The organism is Actinoplanes auranticolor (assembly GCF_018332655.1).
Classification (GTDB): Bacteria; Actinomycetota; Actinomycetes; order Mycobacteriales; family Micromonosporaceae; genus Actinoplanes; species Actinoplanes auranticolor.
In genome coordinates, this window is sequence record NZ_BOQL01000042.1 from 243,311 (window position 1) to 264,620 (window position 21,310).

Genomic DNA, 21,310 nt, shown 5'->3' on the forward strand with positions numbered 1-21,310 from the left:
TCCGACCGCCGCTGTTCGCAGGTTCGGCGCCGGCGAGGTGACGCCGTGATCCGTGATGAGCTGACCAGGCGCGACGTGTTCGGCCGGTATGACGCACGGGGCGACGGCCGGCGGGAGGACCCGCGGGCGGGCGCGATCCGGCCGCCGGACCGGGTACGGGTGGAAAGCGCGGCCGTCGAGGAAATGCCGGCGTTCGACGACGAGCCCACCGGTGACGTGCTCGGCGCCGGCCGGCCGCGGGGTTTCCTGAGCCGGCTCGACGCGCGTACCCGATCGATCCTGGCCGCCGCCGCGACCGCTGCCGTGCTGGTCAATGCCGGCGCGGTCTGGGCCTACTGGCAGATCACCGGGGCGGAGACGGGCCGGGCCAATGCCGGCACGGTCGTGGAGCTCAACCTGCGCGGCCGGTCCGATCTGAACAAGCCGCTCACCCCGGGCAGCACCGGCAATCTGACGGTGACGCTGACCAACGACCACGACTTCCCGATCCGCATCACCTCGGTCTCGCCCGCCTCCGGCAGCATCATGGCGGACGACGAGCACCGCGAGAACGGCTGCGTGAACCACGGCGTGACGGTCGCACAGGATGCGTTCGCCGTGCGGTGGAAGGTCGATCGCAACCACGTCGGCGCTTTCACCGTGCCGGGCGGGCTCGCGATGGCCACGAAGTCCGATCCGGCCTGCGAGGGTGCCGTCTTCACCGTTCCGGTCCTGGTCACCGGGGTCGCGGAAGTCAGTTGACCTCGGTCACCGTACGCGTCTGGCTGTCGTAGGTCCGGGCCTGCACGAAGCGTCCGCGGGCCACCGGCAGGTCCCCCAGCTCGGCCGCGTAGCGGGCATGGTCCCTGGCCCGCAGAGCCAGGCTGACGTGCGGCACCCAGGAGCCCGGCGCGTGCTGCGGGTTACGTTCCGTGCCCGTCAGTGCGCGCCACACCTCGGCCTGCAGGTCACGCAGCGCGTCGGTCGCCATCACGCGCCAGACGACCGCGCGCTCGAAGAAGATCAGGCCGTCGAGCACTGCCTCGACCGGCAGTCCGGCGAGCGCGCCCGTGACCTCGGGAGTGAGCCGGTCCGCGGCGGCCAGCGTCAGGTGCGGCCGGTTGGTGGGGTGCCGGTGCGTGGCCAGGCTGGGCAGACCCGCTGCGTGCAGGCGCTGCCAGACCGATCGGACCTGGGCGTCGAGGGCGTCATCCACCGTGAGCTCAACCGTGTGCATCACGCCACGGTGTCACGGCGGCGGCGGCGATCAACCCGCCGCCTCCGCCGCACCTGATGACACCCGGGCCGGGGCCCGGTCGGCGCACCACCGGTAACAGAGCGTGGGCAGGCGGTACGCCGGAGTGAAATAATAGCGCCGATCTGCAACTTGCACTACGCCCGCAGCCGGTCCACGTTGCGCAGCGTGCGCGGAGCGGCCGGATGCCGCTCGATCAGCGGGACCGGGGGCAGTGGCGGCAGGGAGCTGCCGGTGACCGAGTCGTAGAGGTGCGCGCGAGCGCGTTCGATCGCCACGTCGGTGAGCTGCTCGTCGCGGGACGCCTTGCCGATGCCCTCGGCCATCACCCGGGAGGTCGCCTCCGCGTACCGGCGCATGTCCTTGAGTCCCTGCTCGTAGCCGATCGCCGCCTCGTGCTCGTGGCCCCGGGCCTGGCGGGCTTCCTCGCGCTCGTACGCGTTGCCGTGCGAGACGAACTTGAGCCCGACCGCCGCGCAGTCCAGGGCCACCAGCAGCATCGCGATGCCCAGGTAGAACATCCCGATGCCCCAGAAGTCGCTGGTGACCAGGTACCACATCGCCTTGGTACGGGCGCCGAAGCCGGCGTCGGCCCGGATCGCCTCCGCGTTGGCCGTACGCTGCTCGGCGATCTTGGCCGTGAGATCGGCCTCCTCACCGGCCCGCGCGGTCCGGGCGGCCTTCTGGGTGTCCTGCAGCCGCGCGGCCTGCGCGTCCAGCCGGGCGGCCTGGTCGTCCAGCCCTCGGGAACGCTTGACCAGGGTGTCGCAGTAGCCGCCCACCGGGCAGCCCGCCTTACGGGACACGCCGTCGCCCTCGGAGTCGGCGATGGCCTGCTGGTAGAGCTTGCGGGCATCGCGGCGCTTCTCCGCCGCCCGGGTGTTCAGTGCCTGCACCGCCCGGTCCTCGGCCACCGTCTGCTTCTTCAGCTCCTGCAGCCGGGCGTCGTACGCGGCGATCGCCCCGCCCACCTCGATCGCGCTGATCTGCTCGTTGTGCACGTCGTTGAGCCGGTTGTCGATCTCGCCCTTGTAGCGCGCCAGCATCAGCGGTTCGGTGATGATCACCGCGAACAGCAGCGCCAGCGTGATCCGGCCCGCGTACAGGCCGAAGGTCGGGCGGCGCAGCAGGTCCTTGGGATCGGGCGAGTCCAGGCGCTCGTAGTTGATCGCCACCCGGCCGACCACGGCCCGGTCGTACGCCACCACCCCGGTCGCCACCAGCGGCCCGACCAGCCACTGCCACCAGGGATGGGTGTAGTTCGCGCTGGCGTCGACGAAGGCGGCACCGCCCGCGGTCGCGTACACGAAGTAGAGCACGATGAACACGCCGATCGAGCTGTACAGCACCCGGTCGGAGTGGGTCGTCACGCTGTCCGGGTTCACGTTGGCGATCCGGAGCAGCAAGCGACGACGCATAGAGCCGAGTCTCGCCCATCACAGCGGCGCGCGGGCCGAAACGGGTGGATCGCGGCGGGTCAGGGGTACACCTGGTAGCGACAGCATCGGCGGACCGTCCCTAGGAGCAGCATGGCTTCCGCAGTACCCGACATCACTCTCAACGACGGCCGTACCATCCCGCAGCTGGGCTTCGGGGTGTTCCAGGTGCCACAGGCGGAGACCCAGGCCGCGGTGGAGACCGCCATCGAGATCGGCTACCGGCACATCGACACCGCCCAGATGTACGGCAACGAGCACGGCGTCGGCGCGGCCATCGCCGCGTCCGGGCTGAGCCGCGACGAGTTCTTCGTGACCAGCAAGCTGAACAACGGCGCGCACCTGCCGGACGACGCGCGGCGCGAGTTCGACGCCTCGCTCAAGGCGCTGGGCAGCGACTACGTCGACCTCTTCCTGATCCACTGGCCGCTGCCGGGCCGCTACGACGGCGACTTCAGCCAGACCTGGCGCACGCTGGAGGAGTTCTACCGCGACGGGCGGGCCCGCTCGATCGGCGTCTCCAACTTCACCCAGCACCACCTGGGCCGGTTGTTCGCCGAGACCACGGTGCGGCCCGCGGTCAACCAGATCGAGATCCACCCGTACCTGAACAACGACGCGCTGCGCGCTTTCAACACCGACCACGAGATCGCGAACGAGGCGTACTCGCCGATCGCGCAGGGCGCGGTGCTCGACGACCCGGCCATCGTGACCATCGCCAACGAGGCCGGCAAGACCCCGGCCCAGGTGGTGCTGCGCTGGCACATCCAGCGCGGCGACATCATCTTCCCGAAGTCGAACACCACCGAGCGGGTTCGGGAGAACTTCGAGATCTTCGACTTCGAGCTCGACGGCGGCGCGATGGGCACCATCACGGCGCTGGATCGCGGCGAGCGCGGCCGCACCGGCGCCAACCCCGACACCATGAACTGGGTGCCGGAGAGCTGAGCGAGGCGGTCCGGGCCTTGGGCCCAGACCCACGAGCAGCAGGTGTACGCCGACAGGGATTGGGCCGGGCACGGGCGTCTACGCAGAACGCGTAGACCTCGTGCCGGCTCCGCTCGTGATGCTCCGGGCGGCTACTTGAGGGCGGTGGGCTCGGTGATCGTCACGCGGACGAGCACCGAGGCGTGCACGGTCTGTACCTGCGGGTCGACCTCGAACGCCAGGCCGGCCTCCGGGGCGCCATCGAACGCGAGCATCCGCATCATCGGCTGACCGCCCCCGCCGGCGTTCTCGTCGGCGATCTCGACCAGCCGATCCACCTGCGCGCCGACGGCCTCGGCATACTCCCGGGCCCGGCCGAGCGCGTCGGTGATGGCCGCGCGGCGCACCTCGGCCCCGGCCCGGCTGCACGGACGCAGCTGCCACCAGGGCCCGGACAGCGAGGTCTGGTCCCGGTCGGCCAGGCGCAGCAGCAACTCACCGAGCACGGTGAAGTCGGTCACCGTGACGGTCGTGGTGACGTTGCCGGTGTAAGCCGCGATGCGCTCGCCGCCGCGCTTGAGCTCGGGGTGCACCTGCACGCCGGAGGTCTCGCGCCGCTCGATCGCGTCGGGGAAGTCATCGAGGTGGGTGCGCAGCTCGGCGGCCCGCTCGGTGAGCCGGGCCAGCGCGGTCTGCCGGTCCTTGTCCCGCGCGGAGACGGTCACGGAGAAGATCGCCAGCTCGGGCGGCACCTCCCGGGTCGCTTCCCCGCGGACGACGATCATCGGTTGCTCGGCCATGCCCCGACGCTACCCGCCGGGTCCGACAACCGGCCGGACGCGAGCCCCGCGCCCGGCGACTCTCCCCGGCCATGGCCCGCTGCCCGGCGATGTTCGGGCGCAGCGGGTCACCGGGCCGGCCGGTCGTCACCCGGTCCGGCGGGACCGGGCGAACACGGCGATTCCCACCCCGACCGCGCCCAGCAGCAGCACCAGCCCCCCAGCCACGAACACCAGCGGCGGGATGCCACTGTCCTCATCGGCCGATGAGGCGTCCGGGACCGCCACGGGGGCCTCGGCCACCGGCGGCGGCGTGGCCGTAGCGCCGGGTTGCGGGGCGGTCAGCGCGGCCAGCAGGTCGAGCTGACCGGCGCCGTAGTAGTCGTCGCGGCCCTTGTCACCGCGGTCGGTCGCCGTGGCGGTGAGACGCTGTACGACCTCGGCCGCCGACAGGTCGGGATACTTCGCCCGGATCAGCGCGGCCGCACCGGCGACGATCGCGGCCGCACCGCTCGTACCGGTGCCGGTCACGTACTTGCCGTCGGGGGCGGGCGCCGGGATGGCGACACCGGGAGCCACCAGGTCGACCTGCGGCCCGTGGTTGGAGAACTTGGCCACCTTGTTGTCGCGGTCCACCGCGCCGACCGTGAGCACCTCCGGGTACGCGCCCGGGAACTCCACCTCGTTGCCCTTGTCACCGCTGTTGCCGGACGTGCCGATCAGCACCACATCGGCCTCCGCAGCTGCGCTCACGGCGGCCCGCAGGCTCTCCCCGTCGGCGATCCCGAAGGCCAGGACGATGATTCCGGCCCCGTTGTCGGCGGCCCAGCGGATGCCCTGCCCGACGAAGAAGGTGTCGTTGGCCGGCGCGATCGGCATGATCTTCGCCCGTGGGGCGATGCCCAGCACACCCGCGTCGTCGCCGTGCCCACGACCGGCGATGATGCCGGCCATCCCGGTGCCGTGCCCGTTGGTGTCCAGGTCGCCGACCGGCTTGTTCTGCACGACCTGCCGGCCGGGCAGGACGGCCCCGCCGAGGTCCCGGTGGCTGCCGTCCACCCCGCTGTCGAGCACGGCGACGACGACGCCTTCGCCCTTGCTGATCTGCTGGGCCTGGGAGACCTCGAGCGGTTTCCAGAACCACTGCTTGTCCCGCACCGCGTCGGCTCGGGCCGGCACCGCCGACCCGAATACGACCGCGAGCGCGGAGAGACCGGCCAGGAGCCCACGAGCAGCCCGGCTTGTTCCAGCACCCCGGCCACGCGCAGCCCGGCCATCGGCAGACCAGCCACCCGCAGAGGTCACCCGTGCCGCCCGATGACGTTCGGGCCCGGGTCGTGCCTGGCGTTGTCGGCGCCCGGCGCGATCACCGGGCTCACACCCTCCGCCACGCCCCACGGGTTGTCCGGGTCGAACGGCGGCTGCTCACCCTCGCCCGCCCGGCGACCGCCACGCGCCCCGCCCGCCATCCCCGGCAGGCCGGCCGTCCCGGCCGAACGCGCCGCGCCGACAGGCTCGTCCGGCAGCCAGGCGGGCCGGGGCGGACGCACCGGCTCCGCGCCCTGCCGCTGGCCCGGAGCACGGCCGGCCGCACCTCGGGCAGCACCGCCCGGTCCGCCGACTCCACCGATACCAGCGCCACCGAAGCCCGCGCCACCACGGCCGGGACCGCCGGCCGGGCCGCGGCCCTGGCCGGCCACCGACTCGCCGATCACCGCACCCGAGGGCAGCGCCCGGCGCCCGGCGGCTCCCGCTTGCGCCCCCCGGCCGACTCCACCGGGGCCGAGACCACCCGCGCCCAGACCACCGGGGCCCAGACCACCCGCACCGAGGCCACCTGCTCCGCCGGTGCCGGTGGCCCGCACCCCGGGCTCGATCCCGCGCACGCCACCCCCGCCACGGCCCGGCGACCCGCCGGTGCCGAGCGGACCCACGCCGCCGGGGCCGACGATCGGCGCGACCGGCGGCACGAGGCCCGGGCCGCCACCGCCGCCGGGCGGGAGCACTCCGGGCGGGTTCACCGGGGGTGGGTTGACCACGGGCGGGTTGATGACGCCCGCGAGCCCCGGACCGGCACCGACGCCGCCCACGGACCCGCCGCCGGGTCCCTCCGGGACGATCGGGTCGCGACCGGGCAGGGGCGGCACCGGGTCGTGCGGCACCGGCACGGTCACCGCGCTGCCGCCGCGACCCCCGGCCGATCCGGTCACCCCGCCGGCGCCTGACGACCCGGCGCCCGACGATCCGGCGCCCGGGCCGTCGCCGGTCAGCGTCTCCGGCCGGTAACGGGGATCGATCGGCTCGAGAGCGTACGGGTCGGGCACGCGCAGCCGGGCCACGTTGTCCTGCACGACCTGCTCGGCCGTGATCATGTGGGCCTGGGCCTCGCGGTCCAGCTCGTCCTCGGCGTTGTCCCACCACGCCGGGACCAGGTCGTCACTCTTCTGCTTGTACTTCTCCCAGAGCGGCTCGATGTTCCTCTTCGCCTGGCGCAGCGCTTCCAGGATGTTCGCCAGTCCGGTGGCCGTGTCGTCGGCCTCGGTCCGGGCCGCGTCCATCCGGCCGATCAGCTTGTCGACCTCGGCCACGAACGCCGCCGACGAGTCGTTCTGCTCCGGCGGCCACGCGGCTACGAGGGCCTCACGGGCCTTGAGCAGCAGGGACCGCTGATCCTTCATGGCGCCCGAGATCTCGCCCCAGGCGGACACCTGGCGCCAGGCCTCCGGGTCGTCCTCGTCCTTGACCATCGCCCACAGCCGGGGCGTGTTGTACGACCCCCAGGCCGTGCACCAGCTGCTGCTCAGGACCGGCTCGCTCACAGCGCCACCGCCTTGCCGTTCTGGTACCGCGGGTGGGCGGCCTGCTCGGCGGCGATCCGCGTGGCCCGGGCGTCCTCGGCGGCCGAGAACAGCGCCTGCTCGACCCGCTTGGTGCCCTCGGCCGAGCGGGCGTCGGTGGCCTCGAACTCGGCGGCCACCTTCTCCGCCGCGGCCGCGAGCAGCCGGGCGGCGGCCAGGAAGTTGCTGAGGTTCTCGGTGGACGCGCTCAGGCTGCGGGCGTACCGCTGCTTGGCGGCGTGGACGCCACCGCTGGCGTTCTGCGCGCCGAACGGCACGCTGTCCAGCGGGAGGGTGGCCCTGCCCACCGCGGGCTCGACGATGTTGTCGACATCGGCCCGCACGTCGGTGGCGAACTTGCTCAGCCCGCCGGTCTCCACATTGATGCCTGGATCTCCCACGACGCCTCCCCCATACCCCCGTCATGACACCGCCATGAGCGTAGCGACCACGAGCGATACGCGGGTACCCGAGCCGGGGGCCGTCGGCGGCATCGGCGGGCTCGGCTCGACCTGCTGCACCGACGCCGCACCCGCGCGCATGTACGACGCACCCTGGACTATCACCTGGACCGCATCCTGCCGCGGCCCTGACTGCTAGCCCGCGGTGAGGCGGGTGACCGCCGCAGCGACGCGCTCGTCGGTGGCGGTCAGGGCGATCCGTACGTGCCGGGCCGCGGCCGGGCCGTAGAACGCGCCCGGCGCCGCCAGGATGCCGCGCTGGGCGAGCCAGTCCACTGTCGTCCAGCAGTCCTCACCGCGGGTCGACCAGAGGTAGAGACCGGCCGTCGAGTGCTCGATCTCGAACCCGGCCTTGAGCAGGGCCTCGCGCAGCAGCTCCCGGCGGGCCGCATAGAGCGCCCGCTGGGCCGTCACGTGTGACTCGTCGCCGAGGGCGGCCACCATCGCCGCCTGCACCGGGGCGGGCACGATCATGCCGGCGTGCTTGCGGACCGCCAGCAGCTCGGCGATCAGGGCCGGGTCACCGCCGAGGAAGCCGGCCCGGTAGCCGGCCAGATTCGACCGCTTGGAGAGCGAGTGCACGGCGATGACGCCGGTGTAGTCGCCGCCGCAGACCTCGTCCGAGAGCACCGACACGGGCTGCTCGTCCCAGCCCAGCGTCAGGTAGCACTCGTCGCTGACCACGACAGCGCCGCGCTCGCGCGCCCAGTCGACCACCTTGCGCAGGTGGCCGGCCGGGAGCACGCGGCCGGTCGGGTTCGACGGCGAGTTGATCCAGACCAGCTTCACCCGGGGGTCGGGCCCCAGGGCGAGCGTGGAGTCCGAGCGGACCACCTCGGCGCCGGCCAGGCGCACCCCGACCTCGTACGTCGGGTAGCACACCTGGGGGATGACCACGACGTCGCCGCGGCCGACCCCGAGCAGCGTCGGCAGCCACGCCACCAGCTCCTTGGAGCCGATCGTGGGCAGCACGCCGAGCCGGCCGGTGGCGCCGCAGGTGCGGGCCAGCCAGTCGGCCATGGCCGCGCGCAGCGCCGGGGTGCCGGCGGTGAGCGGATAGCCCGGCGCGTCGGCGGCCTCGGCCAGCGCTGCCCGGATCAGCGGCGGGACCGGGTCGACCGGGGTGCCGATCGACAGGTCCACGATGCCGTCCGGGTGGCCCGCCGCCACCTGCTTGGCGGGCTGCAGCAGGTCCCAGGGGAAATCGGGCAGCGCGGCCGACAGCACGGTCAGTGTGCGTCCCCGCGCGGCGGCTGCGCCGTCACGAACGGGGTGTCCTTGTCGATCTTGCCGACCTTGGAGGCGCCACCCGGCGAGCCGAGATCCTCGAAGAACTCGTAGTTGGCGTTCGTGTAGTCCTTCCACTGCTCCGGGACGTCATCCTCGTAGAAGATGGCCTCCACCGGGCAGACCGGCTCACAGGCTCCGCAGTCGACACACTCATCGGGGTGGATGTAGAGCATCCGATTGCCCTCGTAGATGCAGTCGACCGGGCACTCTTCGATGCATGCCTTGTCGAGCACATCGACGCAGGGCTCAGCGATGATGTAGGTCACGGTCTTTCCCTTCCAGAGCCACGCCGCGGGACACCGCGGCGTTACGGGCAGAGCCTAGTATCTCGCCGGGAGGAGGTGACACGTGCTCCGACGGCAGGATGTGGGACACCGGGTTGTCGTTCGCCGAATTGTAGGCGTTTCCCAGGATCGCCCACTTTTCACGGACGCGCTCGGCGAGCTGGTCGAGTTGACCGAGACGGAACTCACTCTGGCCACCGCCCAGGGCACTCTGCGCGTACCGCTGCGGGAGGTGCACCGCGCCAAGCGGGTGCCGGCCGCCCGCCGGCCGCCCGCCGCCGACGTGATCGCCCTCGAGCTGGCGGCCAACGACGCCTGGCCGGCGCCGACCCAGGCCCGGCTGGGCAGCTGGATCCTGCGCGCGGCGGAGAACTGGACCGGACGGGCCAACGCGGCGCTGCCGATCGGCGACCCGGACCGCACCCTGGAAGCGGCCATCGACGCGGTCGAGCAGTGGTACGCGGCCAAGGGCCAGCAACCGATGATCAACACACCGATGCCCCTGGCCGCCCCGGTCAACGCCGCCCTCGACGCCCGCGGCTGGACCTCCCGCCCGCTGGTGCTGGTGCAGACCGGCGCGGTGCAGTCGCTGATCAGTGACGTCGAGGCGCGACGCGACCTGCCCCCGGTGGAGCTGGCCGACTCCCCCACGGACGCCTGGCTGGCGATGGTCTCGGCACACAAAGGCCGTCTACCCGCCGCCGCCCGGCACATTCTCACCGCCGTGGAGGATGTGGTCTTCGCCTCCGTGCAGGACGAGAACGGCAGCCTGCTCGGGGTCGCCCGCGGCGCGGTGACCGGCCCCGCCCCGGGCCGCTGGCTCGGCGTCTCGCTGGTGCAGACGGCACCCGCGGCCCGCCGGCGCGGCCTGGGCCGGCACGTGATGCGCGCGGTGGCGCAGTGGGCGACCCAGCGCGGGGCCGTTCGCGCCTACCTCCAGGTGGAAGAGCGCAACACCGCAGCGGTCGCGCTCTACCAGGGTCTGGGCTTCAGCACCCACCACACCTACCTGACCCGCGAGGCTCCGCTCCGGGCGGCGTCCTAGCGGCGGACGACCCGGCGCGGCTTGGTCAGCTTCGCCTTGGCGAAGGCCGCCAGCGCCTTGGAGCGGTAGTCGCGGCCCAGCATCGTGGCGAGCCAGTAGCCGAGCAGCGTGCCCACGACGGCGAAGCCGCTGTACAGCCACACCTGCGAGAAGAAGTTCCCGGCGCCGCCGGAGAACGGGCTGTCGCCGCTGACGAACGGGCCGACCAGGATGGTCAGCAGCATGCCGCCGATCGCCGCGGCCGCCACCTCGGGCAGCCAGCGGCTCGGTGGTACCCGCTGGGACCGGAAGAAGGTGACGGTCGCCAGCACCAGGCCGATGACGGCGAACATGACGATGGAGACCCTGTTCTGGGCCGTGTCGTCCTCGTTGAACCCGATGCGGATCACCAGTCGCGCGATCACGTTGATCGCGAACAGAGCCGCGGCCAACGAAGCGATCTGCACCCAACGCTGCCTCATTGCGTCCTCCCCGGACGTGCTACGGCTTCGCGCCGCAGATGAATCTAGGCTCGGGATCGTAGCGCCAGGTGAACTTCTCGCGCTCGACCTCTTTGCCATCCTTGCGGATGACGCGCCATGCGTCCTGGGTGAAACCTGGGAGTCCGCTGGTAGCGATGCACTTCGGGCCGGGCTCGCGGTAGACGGTCGGCGGCGAGGTGATGTTGCGGCGTGGGCTGCGTACGGTCTTGACGCTGTCGTAGACCTTGGTGCTCCACATCGACACCGTCACCGACTTGCTGGTGTACGACGTGTCGATCAGGATCCCGTACGGCGTGATGTTCTTGAACTTGAGATCGAGGGTCGGGTAGAAGATCGTCGACTCGATCACCGCCGGATAGCGCGAGAAGTAGAACGAGTGCGGCTTGTGCTCGACGTCCTCGAGCCCGGCGTAGTAGGCGGCGTTGAACAACGTGGTGGTGAACTGCGAGGCCCCGCCGCCCACGCCGGGCTCCAGCTTGCCGCCCACGATGACCGGTGCGTCCTTGTAGCCGTCCGCGTACGTCCGCTCGCCGGTGTGCTTGTTCAGCGAGAAGGTCTCGCCCGGCTGGACCACGGCGCCGTCGACGGCCCGGGCGATCGTCATGATGTTCTGGCTGCGCGGAGACTTCCGGCCGCCGGTGAAGTAGGTGGTGAAGGTGGAGACCTTCTCCTTGACCCCGAGCGCGGCCAGGTCGCTCTCGGTGGTGGCGCCCTCCTGCCGGGTGAGCACCGCCTCGACCGTACGGGGCGCCGGCTTCGGCAGGACGGCGAGCAGGGCCGGGCCGAGCTTGGCCAGGTCGACCATGTCGCCGGGCGTCCCGGCCACGATCTTCGGCTTGCCGTCGGCCAGGGTGATCGTCGCCTCCTCGGGCTCCTTCTCGACCGCCGCGAACTCCTTCGCCGCCGCGGCGTGCAGCTTCGTGCCGTCGATCGCCGGGGTGAGCCGGCCGTCGTCGTCGGACCGGAAGACCAGGCCCTTGGCGATCGCCTTGGGGCTCAGCGTCAGGGACTTGTCTCCCACCGTCACGGTGACCGGCGCGGCGACGGCCGGGGCGGCCAGATCCGCGACCAGCGCGTCGACCTGCTCCCGGGTGGTGGCCGGCGGCCGCGGCACCAATGTGATCGTGGCGGTGCCGCCGACCAGCCAGGCCTGCCGGATCGCGGTCGCGGCGGCCGCCACGTCCAGACCCTGCCCGGGAGCCGGATACCGGGGCCTGGGCGTCAGCCCGGAGTAGGTGATGCCGGGTTTCCTGAGCGTGACCTTCTTCGGGTCGAGGCGCTCACGCAGGACCTTCTCGAGCTTCGCCCGGTCCAGCTCGATCACCGGCGGCACCACCCGCTTCCCCGTCAGCCGCGGGCTGCCCTTGATCGCCTTGCCGACGCTCAGGTCGACGTTGAGCCGCAGGGCGATGGTGGCCACCTCGAGCGAGAACTTCTCCCCGGCGAGGTCGACCGCGACCGGCTCCCCGGTGCGCGGACCGACCGCGTCGGTCAGCGCCCGTTCGGCCTCGGTGCGGGACTTGCCGCCGAGATCGACGCCGAGGATCTCGGTGCCGCGGGGGACGTCACCGCCGTACGCCCAGGCGGCCACGCCGGCCCCGGCGATGAGCACGGCGGCCACCGTGCCCACCACGACGATCCGCTTGCGGTTGACCGGGCGGTCCGCCGGCGGCACGGCCGGCAGGGTCACCGTCGCGGCGGCCTGGCCGGTGGGGGTCTCAGAGGCGAACACGGCGCAAGTGTGCAGGCCGGGACCGGGCACCGACAACCAACACGAGCCGTCGTCACTGCTTTGTGACAGGCGGCCGCTGCAAGATCATGCGGTACGTGTAACCCGCGAAGGTCAGGCTGCCGAGCAGGATCATCACCAGCGCGACCCAGTCCTCGCCACTGATCAGATAGTCCCCCTCGGTGGTCCGCATGCCCGCCGCGAAGAACATGATCAGCGTCCAGACCGCCCACGGCACCGCCAGCGCCCACCGCCGGCCCACCGTGGTCACGGCGAACCAGCAGAGCGCCACGTTGGCCAGCACAGCCAGCACGACGGCGACGCCTACCGGCACACCACCGAGCCGCAACGGGGTGAGGAAGATCTCCAGCGCCGCGGTGAGCACCGTGGCCAGCACCGCGATGAGCACTCCGGCGATCCGGAAGGTCAGCTCCAGCGCCCGGCCGGGCGGGGCGGGCGGCAGCTGCTCGGCCGTGGAGGAGACCGAGGGCGCCTCGAGAGTCATCGCCCCACCACGTTGCTGAACAGGTCGTCCTCCCACTTGTGCGGGCCACTCACCTCGCCACGCTCGCCCTTGACCAGGGTGAAGTACTCCACGCCCATGAACTCGCCGCCGAAGTCGCCGGCGATGCCGTACAGCCAGGAGTTGTCCGGGATCTGGGTGGCGTGCGCCCGCATCGCGGCCACCTTCTGCTCGTAGAAGTCGGTGCCGTCGATCCGGGCGGCGATCTCGTCGTCCGGGTGGCCGAACGGGAAGTCCTCGACGCTCTCCACGTCGGCGAACGGGTTGTCGTCCATCCCCTTGAACGCCTCCATGCCGCCCTCGAGCACGCTGCGGGGCATGGCGGTCCAGTAGATCTTCTCCGGCGCGAACCCCTCGGCCTCGGCGAGCTCGGCGGCCCGCATCGCGACCCGGTGCGCCTGGATGTGGTCCGGGTGGCCGTAGAAGCCGTTCTCGTCGTAGGTGATCAGCACCTGCGGGCGTACCTCCCGCATGACCTCCAGGCACTGCCGGGCCGCCTCCTCCAGGTCGGCCTGCCAGAAGGCCCGGGGATGGTTGTTGGTCTCCAGCCCCATCATCCCGGAGTCGCGGTAGCGGCCCGCGCCGCCGAGGAACCGGTGGTCGGTGACGCCGAGCGCGGCACAGGCGCGCTCCAGCTCGACGATCCGCCAGCCGCCGAGCTGGTCGGCCTGGCGTGCCTCCAGCTGGGCCAGCGCGGGCACGTGGATCTCGCCCTCCTCACCCAGCGTGCAGGTCACCAGGGTCACCAGGGCGCCCTCTGCGGCATACCGGGCCATGGTGGCGCCGGTGCCGGTGACCTCGTCGTCGGGGTGGGCATGCACGAGCATCAGGCGGCGTGCGGGCAGCGCGTTCGTCACGCGCGCCACTCTACGCGCGAGCGCCCCGCAGCCTCGCGTGTGCGGTTTGCCGGGCGCGAGGGGCCGCTGATCAGCGATGCTGGTCAGCGTGGAGTATCCCGAACTCGCGGACCGCACCGGCCGGTTCCGCTTCGGCGCCCCGCACGCCATGACGGTCGGTGACGACGGCGCGCGGGTCGCCTTCCTGCGCTCCGCCGGCCCGTACGACCCCGCGCCGGCGTTGTGGGTGCTCAACGTGGCCACCGCCGCCCTCACCGAGGTGACGCCGGGACCGGTCGACTCGTACGCCGGGTCGGCGTCACTCGACGTGCTGGCCTGGGCGCACGACGGACGACTGTTCTCCTCCGCCGCGGGCCCGATCGCCACCGCCGCCGCGGTACTCGACCCGCGGCCCGACCCGGCCGGGCGGCACATCGGTTACGTGACCGCGGACGGCTGCCTGCGGGTGGTCACCGACGGCCACGACGAACTGCTGGCCGGGGAGCCGGGCAGCGGCGTGTCGTGGGGCGTGGCCGGGCCGGTCGCGGCCGAGTTCGGCCGCGACCGCGGCTGGTGGTGGGCCCCGGACGGGACCCGGATCCTGGCCGTACGCGGCGCCGGCCCGTCGTCCAGCCTGCACCTGCTCGACCTGTACGGCGGCTGGGTCGACGTGCACTGGGACCGCGAGACGTACCCGTACCTGGTCGACGTGCACTGGCGGGGCCCGGGTAACGCCCTGATCACCGTGTTGCGCCGGACCCAGCAGCACGGCCTGGTGCTGTCGGTCGACCCGCGCACCGGCGAGACCCAGGTGCACGCCGAGCTGGCGGACGCGCGGTGGGTGGAGCCCGTACCCGGCACTCCCCGGCAGCTGCCGGACGGCCGGGTCCTGGTCGGCGGCGAGCTGGCGCACGACGGCTTCGATGCCCGCTGCCTCTTCGCCGACGGCAGCCTGATCACCCCGCCCGGCCTGTACGTCCGACGGGTCGCCGGGGTGCTGCCGCGCCCGTCCGGCGGCCCCGAGCTGATCATCGAGGGCACCGACGGCGAGCCCTCCGAGCAGCACGTCTTCGCGGTCCGCACCGCGCTGGGCGGCGGCAGCGCGAGCGCCCGCCGGCTCAGCACGACGCCGGGCCGGCACACCGCGACGGTCGGCGGCGACGTCCTGGTCCTCGACCTGACGGTCTCCCGCGGCGCCGCGGACGTGGCGACGCTGCCCTCGCTGGCCGAACCGCTGCCGTTCCGGCCGGAGCCGCTCCTGGAGCGGGTGACCGACCGCCGGCTGCCCGCCGCGGTGCTGTATCCCACCGGTCACGTCACCGGGACCCGGCTGCCGGTGCTGCTGGACCTGGGCGCGGGGCCGGGCCACCAGCACGTCGTGGCCGATCCGGCCGCGTGGCAGGACCGGCAGTGGTGGGCCGACTCCGGCTTCGTCGTGGTCAGCGTCGACTCCCGGGGTACGCCCGGAGTGGCGCCCAGCTTCGAGAAGGTGGTCTACCGCCGGCTCGCCGACGTGGCCCTCACCGACCAGATCGACGCGCTGCACGCCCTCACCGGCAAACACCCCGACCTCGACCTGACCCGGGTCGCCGTGCACGGCACCGGCCTCGGCGGCTGGCTCGCGGCGCTGGCCCTGACCCGCCGGCCCGACCTGTTCCGCTGCGGCGTCGCCCGCGACCCGGTCACCGACTGGACCGCGCTGCCGAGCGCGTACGCCGAGCGCTACCTGGGCAGCCGCACCGACAACTCCGACGTCTACGACCACCACAGCGTCACCCCACCGGCGACGCTCCTGATCTCCCCCGACGGGGACCTGTCCGCAGAACTCGCATTCGTGACCCGGGAGTGTGCATGACGTCAGCCCTGATCGGCCGCAGCCTGCCCATGGAAGCCCTGGCGACGACCGAGTCCGACTACCTCCAGCTCGGCGAGACGTCGGCGCGTACGGAGCTGTGGGACGGCGGCGTACTGACGTGTCCCAGAGACACGCCACGCCACCAGCTGATCCTCAACGCCCTGGCCAACGCGCTGCGGGCGAACCGCACGGACCTCAACGTGGTCTCCGGCGTACCGGTGCGGCTGGGCCCGGGCCGGATCGCGGTCCCGGACCTGATCATCGCGGGCGCCATCGACCTGGACCAGCCGCTGGTGGAGGCCCAATCGGTGCGCCTGGTCTGCGAGATCACCTCGCCGGCGAGCGCAACGGTGGACTGGACGCTGAAGATGCACGCGTACGCCCAGGCCCGGATCCCGTGCTACCTGGTGGCAGAACCGGAACGCGGGCTGCTGCACAGCAACATGCTGTCGGCCCAGGGCTACGTGGAACAGTCGGTGATGCAACTGGTCCGCGTCACCGGCCTCGATCTCTGACCCCCGCCCTGGCACGATCGACGGCATGCGCCTGCCGATGTCCGTGGACGCTTACCTCGAACTCGGTGAGACCGACGAACGCATCGAGCTGTTCGACGGCAGCTTGTATCTGAGCGCCCGGGGCCACCCTCGGCATCAGTTCATCATCGGCAGGATCATGGACGCTCTGCGAGCCGGTGCGGCAGCGCCCGGATGGCACCTGCGTTCCGTCACCAGGCCCGGTGAGGTGCTGCGTCTTGAGGAGCCGCTGATCGCCGATCTCGTACCCGTGGACCTTCTTCCACCGGATTAGGAACCGTCGCTCAATCCGCTGAGTCATCAGGTGCCTGCGGTGCTCCGGAAGTCGTCGAGTCCGTCAGTCTGATGTCGTGTACATGCCGATCCAGCGTCGGAGGCGGTCCATGACCCGGTGGTCGATCTCCAGGGTGTCGATGCGGGCCGCGACTATCGCTGGGTCGATCAGCCCGTTCTCGATCAGAGCATCAGCGAAGGCGTGGTCCTTCTCCCGGCCGGCTACCAGCTTGGAGACGACGCAGTCGTGCGGGTCCAGGGCGTAGCCGCGTCCGGGATGCGTGCTCGAGGATTCGACCAGCACCAGACGATCGCGCCATCCGTGGGGCAGCGTCGCGGTCGAGACGCTGACCCCTTGGGCGTAGTAGCCGTTCATCTCATGGAAGGGCGACAGCTCGCCGATTGCTCCGTCGACGCGATCGGACTTGCGGTTGTCCGGGTCGTCGAAGAAAGCCACGTCGACTTCCATGGAGGCCGTCGCCGCCCGCGGGAGGCGGTCCTCCGGGATAGCCGCCAATATCGACTGACTGCCGATCACGACGACGTCGGGGTCGTCGGCGATCTGGCTTGCGGCGCGCAGGACGTGCTCGAGTTGCTCGCGCCTCACGCCGCCTGCCCCCAGCCGCTGCGCGTGAACGCTTCGAGCACCTGCTGGCGCTGAGGCTGGGAGAGAACTCCGGCGAAAGGAGAGTTCTGCCGTAGCTCCACAGACTCAGGATCCGGCGAAGTCAGCGCCTCGAGGACCGCGCCGGGGCCCGCACCGGGGCCCGCACCGAGTTTGTCCCGCCAGCGCAGCAGCCAAACTTCGGCCATGGTGCCCTGGTGCTGCACCAACAGCCGGTCGAGATTCTCGGCCGCCTTGCCCAGCACTGCTTCCGGATCTGTGACCAGGCTGCCGGCGACCGCCTGATGCAACCACAACGACTTGAGTTGATCGCGCGTCAGCTTCCGCTCAGGGCGCAGCAGCGCCTCAACAGCGCTCCGGTCGATCCTGCGGTGCTTGCCGACCATGACGAACGGCAGGTCCCCCCGCCCGCACAGGTTCACCACCTGCTGACGCGACGTCCCCAAGAGCTTGGCCACCTCCCCGGTGGTCAACAGCCCGCCACTCGTCATCGCCATGGTTCGAGCTTAGCCGTAAACGCTAAAAACACAAAACCGAGCATGTCAGGAAACCGGACAGCATGTGTCAGGTTTTCTCGTCAGCATCGGCGGTATGACGAAGCAACCACTGACCGGAAAGGTCGCCCTCGTGGCCGGGGCGACGCGAGGCGCTGGGCGGCAGATCGCCGTGCAGCTCGGTGCGGCCGGCGCCACGGTCTACGCCACCGGCCGCAGCACGCGCGCCAAGCGGTCCGAGATGAACCGCCCCGAGACCATCGAGGAGACCGCCGAGCTTGTCACCGCGGCCGGCGGCACCGGCATCGCGGTGCCCGTCGACCATCTGGTTTCGGAGCAGGTCGAGGCCCTCGTGCGGCGCATCGACACCGAGCAGGGCCGGCTGGACGTACTGGTCAACGACGTGTGGGGTGGCGACCCGCTGACCACCTGGAACAAACCCGTGTGGGAGCAGCCGCTGGATCCGGGGCTGCGGCTGCTCCGGCTGGCGGTCGACACGCACATCATCACCAGCCACTTCGCGCTGCCGCTGCTGATCCGTACGCCGGGCGGCCTGGTCGTGGAGATGGGCGACGGCACCACCGCCTACAACGCGGCCAACTACCGGCTGTCGGTCTTCTACGACCTGGCCAAGTGGTCGGTGAACCGGCTCGCCTTCGCCTGGTCGCAGGATCTGGCGGAGCACGGCGCGACCGCGGTGGCGCTGACCCCGGGCTGGCTGCGTTCGGAGATGATGCTGGACCACTACGGCGTCACCGAGGAGACCTGGCAGGAGGCCACCGAGCGGGAGCCGCACTTCGCCATCTCGGAGACTCCGGCCTACGTCGGGCGCGCGGTCGCGGCCCTGGCAGCCGACGAGGACCGGGCCCGGTGGAACGGCCGTTCGGTGTCCAGCGGCGAGCTGGCCCAGGTGTACGGCTTCACCGACCTCGACGGCAGCCGGCCCGACGCGTGGCGGTACCTGGTCGAGGTGCAGGATCCCGGCAAGCCCGCCGACGTGACCGGCTACCGGTAGAGCGAGCGCGTCCGCTCAGCGGCCGCGGCGACCCGGGACCGCAGCTCCGGCGGGTCGATCACCTCCACCTCCGGGCCGAGGCTCAGGACGTACGTGTACGCGACGTCCGGCGACTCGACCGGCAGCCGGGTCCGGACCCAGCCGTCCGGATCCGGCTCGCCGGCAGCCTGCTCGGCCTCCTGACGGGCGATGGGCTCGACCACGTACCGCAGCAGTCGCCGGCCGTGCGGGCTGAGCCGGACCGTGATGGTCTCGCGCAGCATCTGCCGGACGAAGTCCGCCGCCCGGGCCGCCCAGAACGACGGGAGGTCGAAGTCCGGATCGCGCTCGAAGGTGTCCCCGGCCGCCTCCGCCGCGACGACCCGGTCGGCCCGATAGACCCGCAGGTCGGCGCCGACCTTGCCGACGAGGTACCAGACGCCGTTCTTCAGGACCAGACCGTACGGCGCGACGGTACGGGTCACCTCGTCACGGGTGCGGTACCGCACGGTCAGGACCTGGTCGTGCCACACCGCCCGGGCCAGGTCGGCCAGCAGCGGCGGCGGATCGGTGTCACCGAACCAGCCCGGCGCGTCCAGGTGGAACCGCTGCCCGGCGCTCTGCGAGGCGTCGCGCAGGACCGGTGGCAGCGCGGCGAGCACTTTGCGCCGTACCGTCCGGACCGGCTCGGCCAGGCCCATGTCCCGCGCCGGACCGGGGAGCCCGGCCAGGAACAACGCCTCGGCCTCGGCCGGGCTCAGCCCGGTCAGCCGGGTGCGGTAGCCGCCGACCAGGCGGTACCCGCCGGCGCGGCCCTGCTCGGCGTAGACCGGCACGCCGGCCGCCGACAACGCCAGCACGTCGCGGTAGACGGTCCGCTCCGAGACCTCCAGCTCCGCGGCCAGTTCGGCAGCGGTCAGCATGCCGCGCGACTGCAACAGCAGCACGAGGTTGATCAGCCGGGCGGCACGCACGGACCGATTGTGCCCCGGCCACCCGGGTGCCGGGCCGGCTCAGGCGGCGGCGAGCTGGTTGCGGCCGGCTCGTTTGGCCACGTACAGGTGCGCGTCCGCGCGGTCGTAGAGGTCGCGGCCGCGTTCGCCGCGCCGCCAGGCCGCCAGGCCCATGCTCAGGGTCACCGTCAGGCCCGGCGCGATCGTGCTCCAGTCCCGGGCCAGGATCACCCGGCGGATGCGTTCGGCGATCTGCCGGGCCTCGTCCTCACCGGTGGTCAGGAACATCGCGAACTCGTCGCCGCCGAAGCGGATGGCCACCTCGTCGTGCCGGCAGTGCGAGCGCAGCACCGCCGCGATCTCTCCCAGCACCCGGTCGCCGACGCCGTGCGAGAACCGGTCGTTGATGTCCTTGAAGCGGTCCACGTCGATCAGCAGCAGCGAGCCGCCGTCCGCGACCGTGTCGATCCGGCGGTCGAACATCCGGCGGTTGCCCAGCCCGGTGAGCGCGTCCGAGGTGGCGGCCAGGTCGGCCGTCGTACGCGCCGCCTCCAGCTCCACCCGGCGGTACGCCTGCCGCAGCATCGTGCGCCGGTCCAGCCGCAGCTGCCACAGCGCCTCGACGTGGCTGCGCAGGGACTCCAGCGCCGCCTGCGTCGCGTCGCCGGGGAACTCCTGCACGGCCGTGATCGCCAGCTCGTACTGGAACAGCAGCCGCTGCGAGCGCAGCACGGACAGTTCCAGGGCGGCCCGGAACTCCCGGCGGGCGGCCCGCCACTGACCGGTGGCCCGCAGGGCCAGCCCGTGCGCGAGGTGCAGCAGACGGGCCTCGTGCTGCTGACCGGCCTCGCGCATCTCCAGCAACAGCACGTCGACCAGGGCGAACGCCTCCGCGATCCGGCCGCTCTTGGCGTGACAGACAGCGAGCAGCGCCGCCCCGACCGGAGCGTCGATGCCGTGATCGACCCAGTACTGGAGCACTGCCCCGCTCTTGTCGACCAGTGCGGCTGCCTCCTCGGTCCGGCCCACCTGCTCCAGCCGCAGGGCCCACTCCAGCCACGTCTCCGCGTGGGTCAGCTCGGCGGCGGACCGGTACAGGTCGTCCGGCGAATCGAACGACTCCACGCACAGGCGCATGGCGTGGTCGGCCAGCTCGAAGAGCTCCGCGCCCCGGGCGGCCTCACCCAGCGACGACATGGCGGAGAAGTACCGCAGGCCCTTGCGCGGCACCACGTCCAGCACGGCCATCGCCCGGGCCACGTAGTGCAGGCCGTCGTCGATACGGCCCAGGTGGATCAGCACCTCCGCGGTGTCCGCCATGATCTTGGCGTCGGTGGCCCGCGGGCCACTCAGCTCGGCCGGGTCGCTGACCAGCTCCTCGGCGATGGCCAGGGCCTCGTCGAGCCGGCCCAGGGAGCTCAGGGCGTACATCCGGCCCAGCCGGCTGACCCGGTAGGTGCGGCGGTCGCCGAGCAGCTGCGTGACCGCCTCCGCCTCGTCGGCGGCGAGCAGGGTCTCCGCGTGGTGGCCACGGATGGTCAGGTCGTGCACGTGCAGGGCCAGACCCGCGAAGGGACCGTACGGTGAAACGGGCACCGGCAGGCGGTTCATCGTCGTTCCCCGTTCCCCATGGCCCTATGGTCGGCCGATCCCCGCCCGATGTGAGGGGTCCGCGCCGCTCCGGGCGGAGAATGTCGGTGGGTTCGCCTAGGGTCATCGG

At 72.1% G+C, this 21,310-nt stretch carries 23 protein-coding genes; 7 read left to right on the forward strand and 16 right to left on the reverse strand.

Translation table 11 applies throughout. The features are described from left to right. Window positions 1-45: 45 nt before the first annotated feature. Window positions 46-741: a hypothetical protein gene (locus tag Aau02nite_RS26360; RefSeq protein WP_246595444.1), complete on the forward strand. Its 696-nt coding sequence runs from the start codon at window positions 46-48 to the stop codon at window positions 739-741. On the opposite strand, the gene Aau02nite_RS26365 is transcribed toward Aau02nite_RS26360, so the two are convergent. Next, window positions 734-1,216 carry a 2'-5' RNA ligase family protein gene (locus Aau02nite_RS26365; RefSeq protein ID WP_212991235.1) on the reverse strand — a complete coding sequence of 161 codons (483 nt, stop codon included), beginning with the start codon at window positions 1,214-1,216 and terminating at the stop codon, window positions 734-736. The genes Aau02nite_RS26360 and Aau02nite_RS26365 overlap by 8 nt on opposite strands. A 155-nt stretch (window positions 1,217-1,371) precedes the next feature. Continuing rightward, window positions 1,372-2,652: a DUF4407 domain-containing protein gene (locus Aau02nite_RS26370; protein ID WP_212991236.1), complete on the reverse strand. Its 1,281-nt coding sequence runs from the start codon at window positions 2,650-2,652 to the stop codon at window positions 1,372-1,374. A gap of 111 nt (window positions 2,653-2,763) precedes the next feature. Between Aau02nite_RS26370 and Aau02nite_RS26375 the strand changes: the two genes are divergently transcribed. Next, a complete protein-coding gene (locus Aau02nite_RS26375; RefSeq protein ID WP_212991237.1) occupies window positions 2,764-3,618 on the forward strand; it encodes an aldo/keto reductase in 855 nt (284 codons plus the stop codon). Between the two features lie 131 nt (window positions 3,619-3,749). On the opposite strand, the gene Aau02nite_RS26380 is transcribed toward Aau02nite_RS26375, so the two are convergent. The 6 genes from Aau02nite_RS26380 to fdxA all read right to left on the reverse strand — a co-directional run bounded on the left by Aau02nite_RS26380 (window position 3,750) and on the right by fdxA (window position 9,230). Next, window positions 3,750-4,397, reverse strand: coding sequence for an SIMPL domain-containing protein (locus tag Aau02nite_RS26380; RefSeq protein ID WP_212991238.1), 648 nt, complete (start codon window positions 4,395-4,397; stop codon window positions 3,750-3,752). 126 nt (window positions 4,398-4,523) lie between these two features. After that, window positions 4,524-5,555: a S8 family serine peptidase gene (locus Aau02nite_RS26385; RefSeq protein ID WP_212991239.1), complete on the reverse strand. Its 1,032-nt coding sequence runs from the start codon at window positions 5,553-5,555 to the stop codon at window positions 4,524-4,526. A 122-nt stretch (window positions 5,556-5,677) separates the two neighbouring features. Further along, complete coding sequence (locus tag Aau02nite_RS26390; protein ID WP_212991240.1) at window positions 5,678-7,195, reverse strand: hypothetical protein; 1,518 nt, start codon at window positions 7,193-7,195, stop codon at window positions 5,678-5,680. Further along, complete coding sequence (locus tag Aau02nite_RS26395; RefSeq protein ID WP_212991241.1) at window positions 7,192-7,614, reverse strand: hypothetical protein; 423 nt, start codon at window positions 7,612-7,614, stop codon at window positions 7,192-7,194. The genes Aau02nite_RS26390 and Aau02nite_RS26395 overlap by 4 nt, the downstream gene beginning before the upstream one ends. A 195-nt stretch (window positions 7,615-7,809) precedes the next feature. Continuing rightward, complete coding sequence (dapC, locus tag Aau02nite_RS26400) at window positions 7,810-8,907, reverse strand: succinyldiaminopimelate transaminase (protein ID WP_212991299.1); 1,098 nt, start codon at window positions 8,905-8,907, stop codon at window positions 7,810-7,812. Continuing rightward, window positions 8,904-9,230, reverse strand: a complete 327-nt coding sequence (gene fdxA, locus Aau02nite_RS26405) for a ferredoxin (protein ID WP_125804627.1) — start codon at window positions 9,228-9,230, stop codon at window positions 8,904-8,906. The genes dapC and fdxA overlap by 4 nt, the downstream gene beginning before the upstream one ends. 82 nt (window positions 9,231-9,312) lie before the next feature. Between fdxA and Aau02nite_RS26410 the strand changes: the two genes are divergently transcribed. Beyond that, a complete protein-coding gene (locus tag Aau02nite_RS26410) occupies window positions 9,313-10,293 on the forward strand; it encodes a GNAT family N-acetyltransferase (RefSeq protein WP_212991242.1) in 981 nt (326 codons plus the stop codon). On the opposite strand, the gene Aau02nite_RS26415 is transcribed toward Aau02nite_RS26410, so the two are convergent. The 4 genes from Aau02nite_RS26415 to mshB are packed head-to-tail and all read right to left on the reverse strand — an operon-like array spanning window position 10,290 to window position 13,854. Beyond that, the gene (locus tag Aau02nite_RS26415) at window positions 10,290-10,754 is read right to left on the reverse strand and encodes a hypothetical protein (RefSeq protein ID WP_212991243.1); all 465 of its coding nucleotides are present in this window, start codon (window positions 10,752-10,754) and stop codon (window positions 10,290-10,292) included. The genes Aau02nite_RS26410 and Aau02nite_RS26415 overlap by 4 nt on opposite strands. 19 nt (window positions 10,755-10,773) lie before the next feature. Continuing rightward, a complete protein-coding gene (locus Aau02nite_RS26420; RefSeq protein ID WP_246595445.1) occupies window positions 10,774-12,507 on the reverse strand; it encodes a VanW family protein in 1,734 nt (577 codons plus the stop codon). 52 nt (window positions 12,508-12,559) lie between these two features. Further along, entirely contained in the window at window positions 12,560-13,009 is a 450-nt protein-coding gene (locus tag Aau02nite_RS26425) for a hypothetical protein (protein ID WP_246595446.1), read from the reverse strand. Next, on the reverse strand, window positions 13,006-13,854 hold the full coding sequence (gene mshB, locus Aau02nite_RS26430) for an N-acetyl-1-D-myo-inositol-2-amino-2-deoxy-alpha-D-glucopyranoside deacetylase (RefSeq protein WP_212991302.1): 849 nt from the start codon (window positions 13,852-13,854) through the stop codon (window positions 13,006-13,008). The genes Aau02nite_RS26425 and mshB overlap by 4 nt, the downstream gene beginning before the upstream one ends. Window positions 13,855-13,960: 106 nt before the next feature. On the opposite strand from mshB, the gene Aau02nite_RS26435 reads away from it, so the two are divergent. The 3 genes from Aau02nite_RS26435 to Aau02nite_RS26445 are packed head-to-tail and all read left to right on the forward strand — an operon-like array spanning window position 13,961 to window position 16,525. Continuing rightward, on the forward strand, window positions 13,961-15,718 hold the full coding sequence (locus tag Aau02nite_RS26435; RefSeq protein ID WP_438841172.1) for a prolyl oligopeptidase family serine peptidase: 1,758 nt from the start codon (window positions 13,961-13,963) through the stop codon (window positions 15,716-15,718). After that, entirely contained in the window at window positions 15,715-16,233 is a 519-nt protein-coding gene (locus Aau02nite_RS26440; protein ID WP_212991245.1) for a Uma2 family endonuclease, read from the forward strand. The genes Aau02nite_RS26435 and Aau02nite_RS26440 overlap by 4 nt, the downstream gene beginning before the upstream one ends. A 25-nt stretch (window positions 16,234-16,258) precedes the next feature. Next, on the forward strand, window positions 16,259-16,525 hold the full coding sequence (locus Aau02nite_RS26445) for a hypothetical protein (protein ID WP_212991246.1): 267 nt from the start codon (window positions 16,259-16,261) through the stop codon (window positions 16,523-16,525). A 63-nt stretch (window positions 16,526-16,588) separates the two neighbouring features. Here Aau02nite_RS26445 and Aau02nite_RS26450 read toward each other — a convergent pair whose 3' ends face one another. Continuing rightward, the gene (locus Aau02nite_RS26450) at window positions 16,589-17,131 is read right to left on the reverse strand and encodes a DUF6036 family nucleotidyltransferase (RefSeq protein WP_212991247.1); all 543 of its coding nucleotides are present in this window, start codon (window positions 17,129-17,131) and stop codon (window positions 16,589-16,591) included. Beyond that, entirely contained in the window at window positions 17,128-17,646 is a 519-nt protein-coding gene (locus Aau02nite_RS26455; protein WP_212991248.1) for a helix-turn-helix domain-containing protein, read from the reverse strand. Before Aau02nite_RS26455 ends, Aau02nite_RS26450 begins: the two co-directional genes overlap by 4 nt. Before the next feature lie 94 nt (window positions 17,647-17,740). Between Aau02nite_RS26455 and Aau02nite_RS26460 the strand changes: the two genes are divergently transcribed. Further along, the gene (locus Aau02nite_RS26460) at window positions 17,741-18,658 is read left to right on the forward strand and encodes an SDR family oxidoreductase (RefSeq protein ID WP_212991249.1); all 918 of its coding nucleotides are present in this window, start codon (window positions 17,741-17,743) and stop codon (window positions 18,656-18,658) included. Here Aau02nite_RS26460 and Aau02nite_RS26465 read toward each other — a convergent pair. Both Aau02nite_RS26465 and Aau02nite_RS26470 read right to left on the reverse strand, forming a co-directional pair. Beyond that, window positions 18,649-19,611, reverse strand: coding sequence for a helix-turn-helix transcriptional regulator (locus Aau02nite_RS26465; protein ID WP_212991250.1), 963 nt, complete (start codon window positions 19,609-19,611; stop codon window positions 18,649-18,651). The genes Aau02nite_RS26460 and Aau02nite_RS26465 overlap by 10 nt on opposite strands. 39 nt (window positions 19,612-19,650) lie before the next feature. After that, window positions 19,651-21,201 carry a GGDEF domain-containing protein gene (locus Aau02nite_RS26470; protein WP_212991251.1) on the reverse strand — a complete coding sequence of 517 codons (1,551 nt, stop codon included), beginning with the start codon at window positions 21,199-21,201 and terminating at the stop codon, window positions 19,651-19,653. Window positions 21,202-21,310: the final 109 nt, after the last annotated feature.

Bases quoted from the DNA above. Each gene is read 5' to 3' on its own strand.
- Aau02nite_RS26365 (WP_212991235.1), bottom strand. From the start codon at position 1,216: ATGCACACGGTTGAGCTCACGGTGGATGACGCCCTCGACGCCCAGGTC.
- Aau02nite_RS26370 (WP_212991236.1), bottom strand. From the start codon at position 2,652: ATGCGTCGTCGCTTGCTGCTCCGGATCGCCAACGTGAACCCGGACAGC.
- Aau02nite_RS26375 (WP_212991237.1), top strand. From the start codon at position 2,764: ATGGCTTCCGCAGTACCCGACATCACTCTCAACGACGGCCGTACCATC.
- Aau02nite_RS26380 (WP_212991238.1), bottom strand. From the start codon at position 4,397: ATGGCCGAGCAACCGATGATCGTCGTCCGCGGGGAAGCGACCCGGGAG.
- Aau02nite_RS26415 (WP_212991243.1), bottom strand. From the start codon at position 10,754: ATGAGGCAGCGTTGGGTGCAGATCGCTTCGTTGGCCGCGGCTCTGTTC.
- Aau02nite_RS26425 (WP_246595446.1), bottom strand. From the start codon at position 13,009: ATGACTCTCGAGGCGCCCTCGGTCTCCTCCACGGCCGAGCAGCTGCCG.
- mshB (WP_212991302.1), bottom strand. From the start codon at position 13,854: ATGCTCGTGCATGCCCACCCCGACGACGAGGTCACCGGCACCGGCGCC.
- Aau02nite_RS26435 (WP_438841172.1), top strand. From the start codon at position 13,961: ATGCTGGTCAGCGTGGAGTATCCCGAACTCGCGGACCGCACCGGCCGG.
- Aau02nite_RS26440 (WP_212991245.1), top strand. From the start codon at position 15,715: ATGACGTCAGCCCTGATCGGCCGCAGCCTGCCCATGGAAGCCCTGGCG.
- Aau02nite_RS26445 (WP_212991246.1), top strand. From the start codon at position 16,259: ATGCGCCTGCCGATGTCCGTGGACGCTTACCTCGAACTCGGTGAGACC.
- Aau02nite_RS26455 (WP_212991248.1), bottom strand. From the start codon at position 17,646: ATGGCGATGACGAGTGGCGGGCTGTTGACCACCGGGGAGGTGGCCAAG.
- Aau02nite_RS26460 (WP_212991249.1), top strand. From the start codon at position 17,741: ATGACGAAGCAACCACTGACCGGAAAGGTCGCCCTCGTGGCCGGGGCG.
- Aau02nite_RS26470 (WP_212991251.1), bottom strand. From the start codon at position 21,201: ATGAACCGCCTGCCGGTGCCCGTTTCACCGTACGGTCCCTTCGCGGGT.